The organism is Rhodococcus sp. NPDC047139 (assembly GCF_040643435.1).
In the GTDB taxonomy this organism is placed as follows: Bacteria; Actinomycetota; Actinomycetes; order Mycobacteriales; family Mycobacteriaceae; genus Rhodococcus.
In genome coordinates, this window is record NZ_JBEYUH010000015.1 from 85859 (window position 1) to 100320 (window position 14462).

At 68.0% G+C, this 14462-nt stretch carries 13 protein-coding genes; 4 read left to right on the plus strand and 9 right to left on the minus strand.

Annotated features, from left to right (window positions below; translation table 11 throughout):
- Positions 1–15: 15 nt before the first annotated feature.
- The 4 genes from ABZ789_RS18185 to ABZ789_RS18200 are packed head-to-tail and all read right to left on the minus strand — an operon-like array spanning position 16 to position 3987.
- Positions 16–843: a glycosyltransferase gene (locus tag ABZ789_RS18185; RefSeq protein WP_241384690.1), complete on the minus strand. Its 828-nt coding sequence runs from the start codon at positions 841–843 to the stop codon at positions 16–18.
- Positions 840–1838, minus strand: a complete 999-nt coding sequence (locus tag ABZ789_RS18190; RefSeq protein WP_358426445.1) for a glycosyltransferase — start codon at positions 1836–1838, stop codon at positions 840–842. Before ABZ789_RS18190 ends, ABZ789_RS18185 begins: the two co-directional genes overlap by 4 nt.
- Entirely contained in the window at positions 1835–2920 is a 1086-nt protein-coding gene (locus ABZ789_RS18195; protein WP_358426448.1) for a glycosyltransferase, read from the minus strand. The genes ABZ789_RS18190 and ABZ789_RS18195 overlap by 4 nt, the downstream gene beginning before the upstream one ends.
- Positions 2917–3987: a glycosyltransferase gene (locus tag ABZ789_RS18200; RefSeq protein ID WP_358426538.1), complete on the minus strand. Its 1071-nt coding sequence runs from the start codon at positions 3985–3987 to the stop codon at positions 2917–2919. The genes ABZ789_RS18195 and ABZ789_RS18200 overlap by 4 nt, the downstream gene beginning before the upstream one ends.
- Positions 3988–4173: 186 nt before the next feature.
- On the opposite strand from ABZ789_RS18200, the gene ABZ789_RS18205 reads away from it, so the two are divergent.
- Positions 4174–4752 carry a TerD family protein gene (locus ABZ789_RS18205; RefSeq protein WP_241384687.1) on the plus strand — a complete coding sequence of 193 codons (579 nt, stop codon included), beginning with the start codon at positions 4174–4176 and terminating at the stop codon, positions 4750–4752.
- 85 nt (positions 4753–4837) lie between these two features.
- Here the strand turns inward: ABZ789_RS18205 and ABZ789_RS18210 are convergent, their stop codons facing one another.
- Positions 4838–5494 (minus strand): hypothetical protein, encoded by a 657-nt coding sequence (locus ABZ789_RS18210; RefSeq protein WP_358426541.1) that lies wholly within the window; start codon positions 5492–5494, stop codon positions 4838–4840.
- 253 nt (positions 5495–5747) lie between these two features.
- Between ABZ789_RS18210 and ABZ789_RS18215 the strand changes: the two genes are divergently transcribed.
- A complete protein-coding gene (locus tag ABZ789_RS18215; RefSeq protein WP_358426453.1) occupies positions 5748–7037 on the plus strand; it encodes an adenylosuccinate synthase in 1290 nt (429 codons plus the stop codon).
- Positions 7038–7078: 41 nt separating this feature from the next.
- A complete protein-coding gene (locus ABZ789_RS18220; protein ID WP_358426456.1) occupies positions 7079–8560 on the plus strand; it encodes a PLP-dependent aminotransferase family protein in 1482 nt (493 codons plus the stop codon).
- A 10-nt stretch (positions 8561–8570) separates the two neighbouring features.
- Here the strand turns inward: ABZ789_RS18220 and ABZ789_RS18225 are convergent, their stop codons facing one another.
- The 3 genes from ABZ789_RS18225 to ABZ789_RS18235 all read right to left on the minus strand — a co-directional run bounded on the left by ABZ789_RS18225 (position 8571) and on the right by ABZ789_RS18235 (position 11189).
- On the minus strand, positions 8571–9437 hold the full coding sequence (locus tag ABZ789_RS18225; RefSeq protein WP_358426459.1) for an alpha/beta hydrolase: 867 nt from the start codon (positions 9435–9437) through the stop codon (positions 8571–8573).
- A 186-nt stretch (positions 9438–9623) separates the two neighbouring features.
- Positions 9624–10721: a CaiB/BaiF CoA-transferase family protein gene (locus tag ABZ789_RS18230; RefSeq protein WP_358426462.1), complete on the minus strand. Its 1098-nt coding sequence runs from the start codon at positions 10719–10721 to the stop codon at positions 9624–9626.
- A gap of 90 nt (positions 10722–10811) precedes the next feature.
- On the minus strand, positions 10812–11189 hold the full coding sequence (locus ABZ789_RS18235) for a nuclear transport factor 2 family protein (RefSeq protein ID WP_358426465.1): 378 nt from the start codon (positions 11187–11189) through the stop codon (positions 10812–10814).
- 92 nt (positions 11190–11281) lie between these two features.
- Here ABZ789_RS18235 and ABZ789_RS18240 point away from each other — a divergent pair, with 92 nt between their 5' ends.
- Positions 11282–11662 (plus strand): VOC family protein, encoded by a 381-nt coding sequence (locus ABZ789_RS18240; protein ID WP_358426468.1) that lies wholly within the window; start codon positions 11282–11284, stop codon positions 11660–11662.
- A 13-nt stretch (positions 11663–11675) separates the two neighbouring features.
- Here the strand turns inward: ABZ789_RS18240 and ABZ789_RS18245 are convergent, their stop codons facing one another.
- Entirely contained in the window at positions 11676–14444 is a 2769-nt protein-coding gene (locus ABZ789_RS18245; protein ID WP_358426471.1) for a vitamin B12-dependent ribonucleotide reductase, read from the minus strand.
- Positions 14445–14462 lie beyond the last annotated feature (18 nt).

The following is a 14462-nucleotide window of genomic DNA, read 5'->3' on the forward strand; positions in this document are numbered from 1 at the left end:
CGGCACGAGAAGTCTTCACGGGCCGGTCGTCCTCACCTTCGTCCACCGCTGCGTGTCGGGGTCGAAGGAGACGAGTCCCATCCGCTCGAATTCGTCGAGCCATCCCCGCATCGGCCACCAGCCCCAACGCTGCTGGAACAGTGTGGCATTGACGAGAATGTCGTCGAGATGCTCGACGGGCGGCTTCGACACCGGGTGGTGCTGGTGGAAGGCGTGGGCGCCCCCGACCCATGCCATGGGGACTCCGGCGCGCGCGGCCTTCTGCCCGAAATCGGTGTCCTCCCCGCCGTACCCCCGATACGCGGTGCAGAAGCCGCCGATGCGGTCCCATACGAGTGACCGGGCTGCGAACGAGAGCGACCAGAACAGTTCGTGTGCGTCGTTCAGCACGATCTCGTCGTCGGGTGGGAACGGGCGGGCCGGGTGCGGATCGACGGAGTCGCCGAGCCGGGCGAGGTCGTAGCCGCCGGGTCCTGGCTCGGGCAGGTAGGTGACGGGACCGCAGTGAAGCGCGGCGGGATGGCGCACGGCCGCGTCGATGTACCGCTCGAGCAGGTCGGAGGACGGGATGCAGTCGACGTCGAGGAAGACCAACAGGTCGGACGACGCCGCACGGGCTCCGAGATTCCGCGCCGCCGCGACCGGCAGGCGCCCGGAGTCGACATCCATCGGCACCACCCGCGCCGGCGACTTCGCAGCAGCGACCACATCGGCGACCTCCGGATCACCCATCGCGACGACGATGTGTTCGTCGGGGGTGCGGGTGCTGTGAGCGAGCCCGTCGAGTTGCCGCCGGAGATGGGTGCTCCGCCCGGCAGCGACGGTGATCACCGCGACCGTCACCGCGACCTCGCGAGGTCGTCCAGAACGGCAGCGGCGCGGGCCGCAGCACCGTCGACCCGCCATCGTTTCCATTCGATCGGGTCGAGACCGCGCGCCCGCTCGATCAGTTCCGGCCAGCGGTCCGGGTCCGGCCACCCATCGAGACCGACTGCCAGGCCGGATCGGTCGAGAGCATGTGCGGTGGCATGTTGTTCGTCGAACGGGCGGGCTTCGGCGATCACCACAGCGGGTCGTGCGGCGGCCGCGATGTCTGCGACGGTGTTCTGTCCCGCATGCCCGATCACGACGTCGGCTGCGGTGAGGGCGGGCCACGGATCGTCGAGCCACGAACCACCGGCGACGCCCACACCGTCCCATATGTACTCGGGGAAGCGAGCCGAGAGCCGTCGCAGGTCGTCGACGGTGATCGACGACCCACCGCTGCCGCTCATCACGAGTACCCTCGGTTTCCCCGAGGACGCCGGGCCGGGTGCCGGTCGGCCGTCGAAACGGCTGATTCCGCCCACGTACGAGGTCTTGCCGGCATAGGCGCGCATCCAGTGCGGGTCGTAGACCTCCTGCGACCACGGCGCGATCAGATGGTCGGCGACGCTGTAGGCGAGCGTGTGCGCGGTGTCGGTGCGTTCGCCCGGCATCGCCGACACCACGACCGGGATCCCGTACAGCCGAGCGAGCAGGGTCACCTCGACCGAGACGTCCACCACCAGCAGGCTCGGCCGGGCCTCGGCGATCCATGAGCCGAGGGCGTGCATGCGTTCGCGGAGGCCGTCGTCGTGTGTGGGCGCCCAGTGCAGCACCTCGTGGGCGGTCGGATCGTGCGCGGTGTCGACGGCCAGATCGTCGCGCGGGAGCCGCACGACGTCGTCGAAGTCGTCGGCCGCATCACCGAGCGCTGCCGACGACAGTGCCGTCACCGGGGTTCGCAGATGTGCGCAGATGCTGCTCGCCCGGGTGCGGTGCCCGTGCCCGTGGTGATGGATGTAGTAGCCGATCATGCCGCCCCGGCGAGCTCTCGGTACAGGGAGACGTATGCGTCGACCATCGTGCGCTCCGAGCAGCGCTCCTCGGCGCGGGCGCGAGCGGCCGCCCGTGACAGCTCTGCGGCACGCGACACGGCTGCCGCGAGACCGTCGATGTCGTCGGGAGGGACGAGGCATCCGCTCGTCTCGTCGACCACCTCCGGAATCCCGCCGCGGGCGAAGGCGACCACGGGTGTGCCGCACGCGAGGGACTCGGCCACGACGAGCCCGTACGGCTCGTCCCACTGGGGGGTGATCAGTGCTGCTGCCGAAGTGCCCACCGCAGCAGCAAGATCGGGCTGGGAAAGATGGCCGAGATAGGTGACGTCGGGACCGAGGAACGGTTCGACCTGCGAGGAGAAGTACTCGGGATCGCTGATCGGACCCGCGATGCGCAACCGGTAGCCGGCACGCCGGGCCGCCTCGATCGCGAAGTGTGCGCCCTTCTCCGGCACGATCCGGCCGAACCAGATCAGGTCGTCGCCCCCCGGACCGACCGGCCATGCGCCGAGGTCGACACCGTTGGGCACCACCGCCACCGGGCCTGGTGTCGCATGCTCCCACGCCGCAGCGGTGTGCCGGCTGACCGCGACGAACGTTCCGGGGCACCCGCCCGGCGCGGCCATCGCCGACTCGAGCCAGGGTGTCGGCGGGGTGTGCAGCGTGCACAACAGCGGGGTACGCAGCGTGCGGGCCATCGCGATCGGCAGATAGTGCAGGCTGTGGTTGTGCACCACGTCGAAGGCGTCTGCGGACCGTCCCGCGAGGTCGAGCATCAGCGACAGGTAGGCGTGGTGGTCGCCGACGAAACCGTCTGCAGGCGGCATCGACACGTCGTGCCGGGCGAGTTCGCTGACCTCGAAGGAGGGAACTTCGAGGAATTCGGCGGGAAGTGCAGGGTCGGAGCCCGGGGCGGCGAAGAGCGTCACCTCGTGCCCGTCCTTGCCGAGTGCGTGCGCGAGATGCCACACGTGTGCTTCGAGCCCGCCGGCGAAGGGCTGGCGGATCGGATACCGATTGGAGGCGATGAGTGCTACTCGCAGAGCTTTCGGTTTCATGATCCGTTCCGGCCCCCCATTGCGCGTAGATAGATGTCGCGGTGGGCGCGGGCGAGCGCGCGACGCTCGTCCATGCGCTGCGACCAGCCGGCTCGTGGAAAGTTCCTGCTCTCGTGCAACTCCCGTATGCGGCGTGCGAGAGAGCCGGCGTCGAAGGTGTTCTCGTCGAAGGTGTACACCCCGCACGGGCGCTGTTCACCGTAGAAGCCGCAACTCGGCGCGACGACCGCGGTGCCGAGGTCGAAGCACGCCTCGAGCCAGCCCGAATGGGTGCCGAACCGGTAGGGCAGCACCGACACCGACAGATCCGAGAGGTACTGCCACAGTTCGTCGTCGGAGAAATAGGGATGGACGCGCACGTCCACCTGTGGCTGCTCGCCGTACTGCAGGATGCGGGATCCCGCATCCGGGTTGTACCAGTACGCATCGTCGGGATCGAAGATCTCGTCGTGCACGTCGATCTGCAGGATCGCGTCGGGGAGGGACTGCACCGTCTCGGCGAGCGTGTCCAGCACGGGGAACAGATCCATATTCGCCCGCAGGCTCTTCGCATGGACCCCGACGACGAACGGCCCCTCGTCGCGTCGCGGTCGCTCGAGCCAGTGCCGCTCGACGACGTGCGGATGCGGCAGGACCGTCGTCTCCCGTCCCCAGCGCCGGCGGATCTGCTCGGCGGCGCCCGGTGTGAGCGTGATCAGTTCGTCCGCCGCGGGAATCACCACGTCGAGTTGCTTGTGATGCTCGCCGGGCGTGCGGTGGTGCGGATTACGCAGATCGTGCACCGTGTACACGAGCGGCTTGTCGTGCTCGCCGAGTTCGGCGACGACATCCTGCAGTTGTTCCGCACCGATCGCGTCGAAGCCGAAATGGATGTGGAAGACGTCGAATTCCTTGTGGTGGTGGCTCACCCACCCGCTCTCGAGCATCAACGGCGGCCACCAGCCCCCGGGCACCGTGCGACCGTCGGCGGGGACCGGGTCGGTCAACCGGATCACGTCGTCGCCTTCCGGGCACGCGAGGTGCCGGACGTAGACGTGCGACGCGGGTACCGACGCGACTCGAATCACCACAGCGGACTCTCTTCTCACTCGAGACACTCGGCATACGCACCGGAAGGCCGGGGTGTGCTCCCCGGCCGGCATCGGACTGCATCCGCATACCCGGGGTACGGGCTGTTCACACGTGGATGCCCGACACCCCTGATCTTCACTAGGGTGGCTGCAGGTAACGACCATCGAACGAAGGGATTCGGTATGGGTGTCAGCTTGGCCAAGGGCGGCAACGTTTCGCTGTCGAAGGAGGCGCCGAACCTGACAGCCGTGACCGTGGGGCTCGGCTGGGACGTGCGAGCCACCACGGGTGCGGATTTCGACCTCGATGCCAGTGCTCTGTTGACGGCCGAGAACGGCAAGGTTCTGTCCGACCAGCACTTCGTCTTCTACAACAACCTGCGTTCTCCGGACGGGTCCGTCGAGCACACCGGCGACAATCTCACCGGTGAAGGTGAGGGTGACGACGAGACCGTGAACGTCGACCTGGTGGCGGTGCCGCCGGAGGTGAAGTCGATCGTCTTCCCGGTGTCGATCCACGACGCCGACGCGCGCGGCCAGTCGTTCGGTCAGGTGCGCAACGCGTTCATCCGCGTCGTCGATCGCGCCGACGGTCGCGAGCTCGCACGCTACGACCTCACCGAGGATGCGTCCACCGAGACCGCGATGGTCTTCGGTGAGCTGTACCGGCACAACGGTGAGTGGAAGTTCCGCGCCATCGGCCAGGGCTACGCCTCGGGTCTGGCCGGGATCGCTCGCGATTACGGGGTGAACATCGGCTGAGTCGAAGTTCGCAAGGTCGGCGTAAAGCTCGCAGCCCCGGTGACCGGTCACCCGGGCTGCGAGCTTTACATACGGTCTGCGAGCTTCAGCGGACGAGTTTCCACTTCTTCTCGTGCCGGTAGAAGGTCGAGCGCTTGAGGGCACGCGGGCCGGTCACGCCGTCGCGGGTGACGATCGCGGCCGGGGAACCCAATTGCATCGCCCGGCCGGTCAGCCACTTGTAGCCACCGAACCAGCGCGGCCGGTCGATCGCGGCGCGCAACCCGGGCATCGCCGGGGTGGGCTCGACGCGGATACCGGGAACCGTGCCGGAGAACAGGCGGGTGTCGTCGACGTAGGCCTCGCCGACGAGGGCGGAGTCCTCACCTTCGCCGCAGAGCAGCGCGCGGCCGACGAGTGCGATGCCGGCGTCGTCGCGGATGAGGGGTAGCGGTTTCGCGACTCCCTGCAGCGCGACGGTTGCGGCCTTGGAACCCGTCCGCAGCCCGTACGCCTCGGTTGCGGGAGTCCGCTTCTCGGGGACGTACGCGATCTCGAGATCGAGACGTTCGGTGCGCATGAGGCGGGTGACGGTGGCAGCGAAGGCGGCGTCGTCACCGACGACGATCAGGCGGGGGTTCTCCACCGACTCGAGATGGGCGAAGACGTCCTCGAAGTCGTCCTTCTCGGGGATGGCAGGTGCAGAGAGTGCGGTCACGGGGGTCAGCGCCAACGGCAATGGCACGTCACCGCATCTGAGCACTACCGGGGTCAACGGATCTCCTCGAGGGGTCGGGTTCGTCGGGCTCTCGGCTGCGTCCACTGTAATGGGAAGGCTGTGCGGGAGGGTGGCTGCGACCCACCGCCGCGCGCCGCAGCTCGCGTGCGTTCGCCGTACCGTCTATCCGCGCTCACCCGAGAGTGGACTACACTGTGGTCCCGGCTGCTGCCCGGCTGGGCAGGACCCTGCAGGCGAGACCGCCCGCACGTAGACACCTGCCTGAGGAGAGCGCGACATGCCGGCAATCGTCCTGATCGGAGCCCAGTGGGGCGACGAGGGCAAGGGCAAAGCTACTGATCTACTCGGCGGACGTCTCCAGTGGGTCGTGCGCTATCAGGGAGGCAACAACGCCGGTCACACGGTCGTGCTGCCCAACGGCGACAAGTTCGCCCTGCACCTGATCCCGTCGGGCATCCTGACGCCAGGGGTCAACAACGTCATCGGTAACGGAGTGGTCGTCGATCCGGGCGTATTGCTCACCGAACTCGACGGTCTCGAGAAGCGCGACGTCGACACGTCCCGTCTGCTGCTGTCGGCCGACGCGCACCTGATCATGCCGTACCACGTGGCCATCGACAAGGTCACCGAACGCTTCCTCGGCAAGAAGAAGATCGGCACCACCGGACGCGGCATCGGGCCATGCTATCAGGACAAGATCGCTCGCGTGGGTGTGCGCGTCGCCGATGTCCTCGACGAGAAGATCTTCACCCAGAAGGTCGAGGCCGCACTGGAATTCAAGAACCAGGTGCTCGTCAAGATCTACAACCGCAAGGCGCTCGACCCGCAGCAGGTCGTCGACGAGGTGCTCACCCAGGCCGAGGGTTTCAAGCATCGCATCACCGACACCCGCCTCGAACTGAACCGGGCGCTCGAGCGCGGCGAGACGATCCTCCTCGAAGGTTCGCAGGGCACGCTGCTCGATGTCGACCACGGCACCTACCCGTACGTGACGTCGTCCAATCCCACCGCGGGCGGTGCAGCGGTCGGATCGGGCATCGGACCGGCCAAGATCTCCACGGTGCTGGGCATCCTCAAGGCCTACACCACCCGCGTCGGCTCGGGTCCGTTCCCGACCGAACTGTTCGACGACCACGGCGCGTACCTCGCCAAGAAGGGCGGGGAGGTCGGTGTCACCACCGGTCGTGCGCGCCGCACGGGTTGGTTCGACGCCGTGATCGCGCGTTACGCGACCCGCGTGAACGGCATCACCGACTACTTCCTCACCAAGCTCGACGTGCTGTCGGGCCTCGAGACCGTGCCGATCTGCGTCGGTTACGAGGTGGACGGCGTGCGTGTCGACGAGATGCCGATGACACAGACCGACGTGCACCACGCCAAGCCGATCTACGAAGAGATGCCCGGCTGGTGGGAGGACATCTCCCACGCCCGCACCTTCGAGGAGCTGCCGAAGAACGCGCAGGACTACGTGCTGCGTCTCGAGGAGCTGTCCGGCGCGTTCATCTCGTGCATCGGCGTGGGGCCGGGCCGCGACGAGACGATCGTCCGGCGCGACGTCATTCGCTGACCCCACCGGCCGCCGGGCCGAAGCCCGTCGATACTGGACCTGTGATCACACGTTCGATAGGGGCGGCATCGCTCGTCCGGGACCTCGGGAACTGGCAGGACGCCGGGCAGTCGCAATCCCGTCGCTCCGCTCGGCCCGACCCTCGGCCGGCCTACCGGGCGCTCGCGGACAGTATCCGCCTGCTCGTGCACGACGGTCGCGTGCCGCTCGGTGTCGCGCTGCCCAGCGAGCGAGAACTCGCTGCGGCCTTGTCGCTGAGCCGCACCACCGTTGCCTCCGCGTATGCGGCTCTGCGGGACGAGGGTTATCTGCGCAGCAGGCAGGGGGCGCGGAGCACCGTGGCCGTGCCGGCACGGCGGGGCACGGGGGACGGGCATTCCCGGATGCCCGGCGGTCCGGCGATCGATCTGAGCAACGCCTCGCTGCCCGCCCCGGCCGCGGAGATCGAAGCGGCCTATGCGGCGGCCCTGCGGTCGATGTCGACCTATCTCGACTCGCACGGCATGGAGCCGATCGGGGTGGCGGTGCTGCGTGAGGTCATCGCTCGCCGCTATCGCGAACGTGGGTTACCCACCACGCCCGACCAGATCATGGTCACCTCCGGCGCGCAGCACGCGATGCGCCTGCTGCTCGGCGTGTTCGACGATCCCGGCGACCGGGTCGTCGTCGACCATCCCACCTATCCCAATGCGCTCGAAGCAATCCGCCGGTACGGTGCCCGGCCCGTGCCGGTTCCGGTGCGCCCGGAGAACGGCTCCCACGGAGGATGGGATCTCGAGGGCCTCGACAGTGCCGTCCGGCAGACAGCAGCCCGCACCGCCTTTCTCGTACCAGACTTCCACAACCCCACCGGACTGTGCCTCGACGAGACCGGTCGCGCCGAACTCGCCCGCATCATGCGCGACACGAGGACGACCCTCGTCGTCGACGAGTCGATGGTCGATCTGTGGCTCGATGCCCCGCCACCGCCTCCGGTCGCTTCGATGCCCGCCGGTGCATCGGTGGTGACGGTGGGATCGACGGCCAAGTCGCTGTGGGGCGGGCTTCGCGTGGGCTGGATCCGCGCCGACCGCGACACGATCGTCCGGTTGGCCGGAGCGCGCACGGCGGTGGACCTGGGGACACCGGTGATGGAGCAGCTCGCGGCCGCGCACCTGCTCTCGGACGTCGACGAGCTGCTCGAACGTCGGCGCGCAGAGTTGAGGGAGCGCCGTCGCGCGTTGTGCGATGCCCTCGACCGGCACCTGCCCGACTGGGAATACACGCCGGGTGGGGGCGGCATGTCGTTGTGGGCGCGGATGCCCGAGCCGGTGTCGACGGCGCTGGCTGCCGCCGCACCGTCTCACGGTGTCCTTCTCGCCGCCGGTCCGCGTTTCGGGGTGCAGGGCGCCTTCGAACATTTCGTGCGGTTGCCGTACACGCAGGACGCCGACGTCCTCGACGGCGCTGTCGAGGCCATGGCCGCCGCCTACGCCCAGGTCGCTTCGGGACGGAATGCGGAGGGGACGAGACTCGTCGTCTGATCCGCGACCGTCACGACATCTCGGCCAGCTCGCGCAATGCCGCCGACACCTCGTCGGGCCGTTCGAGCGGCCCGCAGTGCCCGGTGTCGAAGGTGCGCAGATCGAGCAGGTTCGGCAGCCGGTGGGCTATCCATTCCGAACGGGCCGGCGGTGAGATCCGGTCGTGCCGACCCGCGATCACCAGGGTGGGTGCGGTGATCGCTGCGGGATCGACGGTCGTGACCATGTTGACCAGCAGCCCACCGTAACCGCCGCGCCCACGCGCCGAGGTGCCCCCGAGCATGCGGTCGACGTCGGCGGTGATCGTCGCTGCTGCGCCTGCGCCGACAGCGACGCGAGCGAGGAGTTGCTTTCGCAGCGGCATCCGCTGCGGAAGCGGCATCCGCGCCAGGGGAACCACGGTCTGCGCCACGCGCCGCCGTACGGCGGTCAGGCTCCGGGGCCCGCGGAGGAACTGCACATTGTCGAGAATCTCGCCCGGTGTGGTGTTGACGAGGCCCACGGCCGACACCCGGGCTGCGACGTCGCGGGGATAGCGCTCGGCCCAGGCCATCACGGCGATACCGCCCATGGAGTGCCCGGCGACGACGGCGGGGCGCCCGTCCGGTGCGGCCGCGCGCAGAACGGCGTGGAGGTCGTCCGCCAGGTGTTCCATCGTGTAGGCCCGGGCGGGCGCCGCCTGGCTACGTCCGTGCCCTCGGTGATCGAAGGCGACAACCCGGAAGTCCTCGCTCAGATCTCGAATCTGATTGCGCCAGAATCCCAGTTCGCACAGGATGCCGTGCGCCAGGATGATCGTCGGCGCGCCGGCGGGGCCGTATGCCTCGGTGTGGATGCGGGTGCCGTCCTTGCTGCGGACGTCGAGCACCTCGGGCATGCAGCCCGGAACCGCAGTGCGTGTTCGTGTTCGTGCTCGTGCCGCCGCCGATCGGTGGATCGCGGCCCCCACCCCATCGCTCATGAGACTACTGATAACACAACGGTCTCGGGGATATCGGCGTCTCGGCCGACGGTGGGATCGGCCCGGAACCGTGCCGGCACGGTTCCGGGCTCGCAGGACGGATCAGGCCCAGAGACTGTCGATGTCGGTGGCTTCGGCTGCCGGTGCCGCCGGTTCGCCGGCAGGCGTGCGGGAGAAGCGCGGCGCCGGAGCGTGCTGAACGATCCCGTCGATCTCCATGAGCGAACCACGGGCGACGAGATGCTCGTTCTTCTCGGCTTCCGCGAAGGTGAGGACCGGGGATACACAGGCGTCGGTTCCGAGGAAGATCTCGGTCCACTCGTCGCGGCTCTTCGACCGGAACTTCTCGGCGAAGATCTCCTTCATCTCCGGCCAGCGAGCGGTGTCGAGCTGGTGCGGCAGATCTGCCCCGTCGAGCTCGAGTCCCTGCAGCAGCAGGGCGTAGAACTGCGGCTCGATGGCGCCGACGGCCATGTACTTGCCGTCCGCGGTCTCGTACACCTCGTAGAACGGGGCACCGGTGTCGAGCATGTTCACGCCACGCTCGTCCGACCATGCGCCGCGCCCGCGGAATGCCCACATCATGTGGGAGAGCGCGAGGGCGCCGTCGACCATCGCCGCGTCGACCACCTGGCCCTTGCCGGACGTCTGCCGCTCGATGAGGGCGGACAGAATGCCGAACACGAGGAACATCGATCCGCCACCGAAGTCGCCGACCATGTTCAGCGGCGGCACGGGCCGCTCACCCTTGCGGCCGATCGCGTGAAGGACACCCGTGAGCGAGATGTAGTTGATGTCGTGACCGGCGGCGCTCGCGAGCGGACCCTCCTGGCCCCAGCCGGTCATGCGGCCGTAGACGAGCCGCGGGTTGCGCGCGAGCACCACATCCGGCCCGAGGCCGAGACGTTCGGTGACGCCGGGACGGAAGCCTTCGATGAGAACGTCGGCGCGCTCGAGCAGGCCGAGGACCTTCTCGATGTCGGCGGGATCCTTGAGATTGGCCTCGACGATGCGGCGATTGCGCTGAATGGGATCGCGCTGTCCGGCAGGCGGGATCTCCCCGGGGCGCTGCACGATGACGACGTCGGCGCCGAGATCGGCGAGCAGGGTCGCGGCGTGCGGGCCAGGACCGAGCCCCTTGAACTCGACGACGCGGACCCCCGCGAGCGGACCCTTCTTCTCAACAGCTTCAGCGGACACTCGACCAACCTCACTCCGATACGTAGGGACTGTCGCAACGGAGAGTACCTTAGCGAGCGTTCAGAATATGGTGCCGGTCACTCTCGTGGACTACTGCTCGTACAGATCCGATTCGCTCAGGCCGGTCGCCTCGAACGCCTCCGCGAGGTCGGCGTGGCGGACCACTGTGACCACCTGGTCGTCGACCACGCGGAAGGCGATCGCCTCTTCGCGAGGACCGGGACCCGATGCCCAGGTGGCGGTCTCCTCGACCACCACGATGCCGTGGTGGACGAACATGCGGCCCGGCGCGAGGGTGACGCCGGTGGTCGTGGCCCACTCGCGCAGTTCGTCGAGTCCCTGATCGGGATCGTCGTCGGGCGTGGGGAGCACGATGTCGTCGCTCGACAACTGCAGGAGCGTGTCGATGTCGTTGCTGTTCACAGCGTCGTGCCAGGCCAGAACCGTGGCGATCTCGGAGGTGCTCATGCTCGAGAGCCTAGTCGCCCGGTTATGGGAACGGCGGCGTGAATCTGCCGAATCCACTGCCGCCTCGCGGAGCTCCGGCGCACAGTGGACCAATGACGATCGGCGGGCAACTCGTGAGTTTCGTTCCGAGCACCGACCTCGACGTCTCGGAGATGTTCTACGTCGACACTCTCCGCTTCCGGAAGATCTCCCGGGATCCGTTCGCGCTCGTTCTCGACGGCGGCGACGGCGTACCGGTGCGGGTGACGCTCGTGCAGTCTCGCGAGGAGACCGGATACACGGTGCTGGGCTGGCGGGTGGCGGATCTGAACGACACCGTCGACCGGCTGCGCGAGCACGGTGTGGAGTTCGTGCGTTACAGCGGTATGGATCAGGACGACCACGACGCGTGGACGGCACCGGACGGCATGCGGGTGGTGTGGTTCCGCGACCCCCACGGCAACGTCCTCTCGCTGTTCGCGGGACCCACCTGATCAGGCGGCGACCTCAGCTGCAACCACTGGTGTTCCCACACGACGGACACGCATGGCACGACCCTGCGCGCTGCATCTTCACCCCGCACTGCATGCAGTAGGGCGCGTCCGGATTGGACGGCGACGGCGCGGCGAGCCTACCCGGTGACGACGCGCTCGCGTCGCGTGAAGCGTCCGGTGAGGGGTCGGGTTCGAGCACCGGCGGCGTGCTCGTATACGGCGTGAGCGGAGGAGTATCGGGCGTCGAACGCTCGGCAACGGTGAGGATGCCGAGTTCGGCGCGTTCGTCGGGCTCGAGATAATCGACCGCCAGCCGACGGAAGATGTAGTCGAGGATCGACGTGGCGATCCGCAGATCCGGATCGTCGGTGATACCCGCCGGCTCGAAACGTGTACTCGTGAAGGCGCGGACGAAGGTCCGCAGCGGAACACCGTACTGCAGCCCGTAACTGACCGACATCGAGAAGGCGTCCATGATGCCGGCGAGAGTCGAGCCCTGTTTGGAGACCCTCAGGAACATTTCGCCGGGACGCCCGTCGTCGTACTCGCCGATCGTCACGAATCCCTTGCAATCCGCCACGCGGAACTCGAAGGTTCGAGAGTGCCGCTTGCGCGGGAGTCGCTCGCGGCGAGGCGCTGCCGGCGGTGCCACCGACTCGGTGGCGGCCGGACGAGACGAAGTCGACAGCGGCTGCCCGAGTTTGCAGTTGTCGCGGTAGATCGCAAGGGCTTTCACGCCCAGACGCCATGCGTCGACGTACAGATCGGCGATGTCGTCGACCGTCGCGGACTCCGGAAGATTCACGGTCTTCGAGATCGCACCCGACAGGAACGGTTGCACCGCGGCCATCATCGTGACGTGGCCCCGCGGCGAAATGACGTTCTCTCCCATCGAAGTCGCGAACACCGACGTGTGCTCGACGCGCACGTGCGGCGCACCGGAGAGACCGTGGTGCAGATCGAGATGGGCCACGACGTCGGCGACCTCCGACGGGCTGTAGCCGAGACGCGACAGCGCCCGTGGCACACTGCGATTGACGATGGTCAGAGTTCCGCCCCCGACGAGCTTCTTGGTCTTCACCAGGCCGAGATCAGGTTCGATACCGGTGGTGTCGCAGTCCATCGCGAGCCCGATCGTGCCGGTGGGGGCCAGCACGCTGACCTGACTGTTGCGCACACCGTGCTCGGTGCCGTCGGCCACCGCGCGATCCCACGCCCGCCTCGCCGCCGTGAGCACGTCGGCGGGGGCGAGATCGGCGTCGATATCGTCGAGCGCACCGCGATGTTTGCCCAGCACGTCCAGCATCGGTGCGCGGTTCGCGTCGAACCCGTCGAACGGGCCGAGACGCCTCGCCAGGTCGGCGGAGACGGCGTAGGCGTGTCCGGTCATCAGTGCGGTGATCGCCGCGGCGGTCGCGCGACCCGCCTCGCTGTCGTAGGGCAGGCCCGAAGCCATGAGCAGTGCACCGAGGTTGGCGTACCCGAGTCCGAGCTGCCGGAATCGCCGCGATGTCTGCCCGATCCTTTCGGTGGGATAGTCGGCACGCCCCACGAGAATCTCCTGGGCAGTGAGCATCACCGCCACGGCGTGCCGGAAGCCGCCGACGTCGAAGGCGCCGTCCTCGCGGAGGAAGGTGAGCAGGTTCAGGCTCGCGAGGTTGCAGGCCGAGTCGTCGAGGTGCATGTACTCCGAGCACGGATTCGACGCGTTGATCCGGCCTGTCGAAGATGCGGTGTGCCAACTGTTGATCGTCGTGTCGTACTGCATCCCCGGATCGGCGCATTCCCAGGTGGCAGACGATATGCGCTGCAATAACTCTCGTGCCCGCACCGTCCGGATCGTCTCGCCGGTCGTCACGGCGCGCAGTGGCCACTGTGCGTCCGCCACCACGGCGTGCATGAACTCGTCGGTCACGCGAACCGAGTTGTTTGCGTTCTGGTACTGCACCGAATGGATGTCGGTGCCGTCGAGGCCCATGTCGAAGCCGGCCTCCGCGAGCGCCCGTGCCTTGCGCTCCTCGATCGCCTTGCAGTCGACGAACTCCTCGATATCGGGATGATCGGCATCGAGGATCACCATCTTCGCGGCCCGCCGGGTCTTGCCGCCGGACTTGATCGTGCCGGCGGAGGCGTCGGCGCCACGCATGAAACTGACCGGTCCGGATGCCTTACCACCTCCGGTCAGTGGTTCGGCCGACGAGCGGATTCGCGAGAGGTTCACCCCGGCCCCGGAGCCGCCCTTGAAGATGACCGCTTCCTGTCGGTACCACTCGAGAATCGAGTCGATACTGTCGTCGACCGAGAGTATGAAACAGGCACTGGCCTGCTGTGGGGTGTTCGGCACGCCGATGTTGAACCAGACCGGGCTGTTGAACGAGGCACGCTGGTGGAGCAGCAGGAAGGTCAATTCGGCGGCGAACGCTTCCGGATCGTCGAGGTGCCCGTCCGTGTGGCCCCACGTGGTGATCGTGTCGACGATCCGTGCCACGACCTCGCGCAACGACTGTTCGCGCTGGTCGCTGCCCAGCTGGCCCCGGAAATACTTCTGAGTGACGATGTCGGTGGCGTTCTGGGACCAGAATGCGGGGAACTCGACACCCGTCTGCTCGAAGACCACCTCACCGGTGCCGTGGTGGACGATGCGGGCGTCGCGTCGCTGCCAGTCCACCTCGTCGGCCGGATCGACGCCCGCCCGCGTGAAGAATCGGACATCCGCGCGGGCATCGCCGGACGAGACGGCGCCGGACTGCCGGGTGCTGCTGTGAGGGGCTGCACTGCACATCGCTTTCCTCCAAGGGCC

What these genes read in the sequence shown, in the direction of transcription:
- ABZ789_RS18190 (WP_358426445.1), bottom strand. Translation starts at nt 1,838, where the DNA reads ATGATCGGCTACTACATCCATCACCACGGGCACGGGCACCGCACCCGG.
- ABZ789_RS18195 (WP_358426448.1), bottom strand. Translation starts at nt 2,920, where the DNA reads ATGAAACCGAAAGCTCTGCGAGTAGCACTCATCGCCTCCAATCGGTAT.
- ABZ789_RS18205 (WP_241384687.1), top strand. Translation starts at nt 4,174, where the DNA reads ATGGGTGTCAGCTTGGCCAAGGGCGGCAACGTTTCGCTGTCGAAGGAG.
- ABZ789_RS18215 (WP_358426453.1), top strand. Translation starts at nt 5,748, where the DNA reads ATGCCGGCAATCGTCCTGATCGGAGCCCAGTGGGGCGACGAGGGCAAG.
- ABZ789_RS18225 (WP_358426459.1), bottom strand. Translation starts at nt 9,437, where the DNA reads ATGCCCGAGGTGCTCGACGTCCGCAGCAAGGACGGCACCCGCATCCAC.
- ABZ789_RS18235 (WP_358426465.1), bottom strand. Translation starts at nt 11,189, where the DNA reads ATGAGCACCTCCGAGATCGCCACGGTTCTGGCCTGGCACGACGCTGTG.
- ABZ789_RS18240 (WP_358426468.1), top strand. Translation starts at nt 11,282, where the DNA reads ATGACGATCGGCGGGCAACTCGTGAGTTTCGTTCCGAGCACCGACCTC.
- ABZ789_RS18245 (WP_358426471.1), bottom strand. Translation starts at nt 14,444, where the DNA reads ATGTGCAGTGCAGCCCCTCACAGCAGCACCCGGCAGTCCGGCGCCGTC.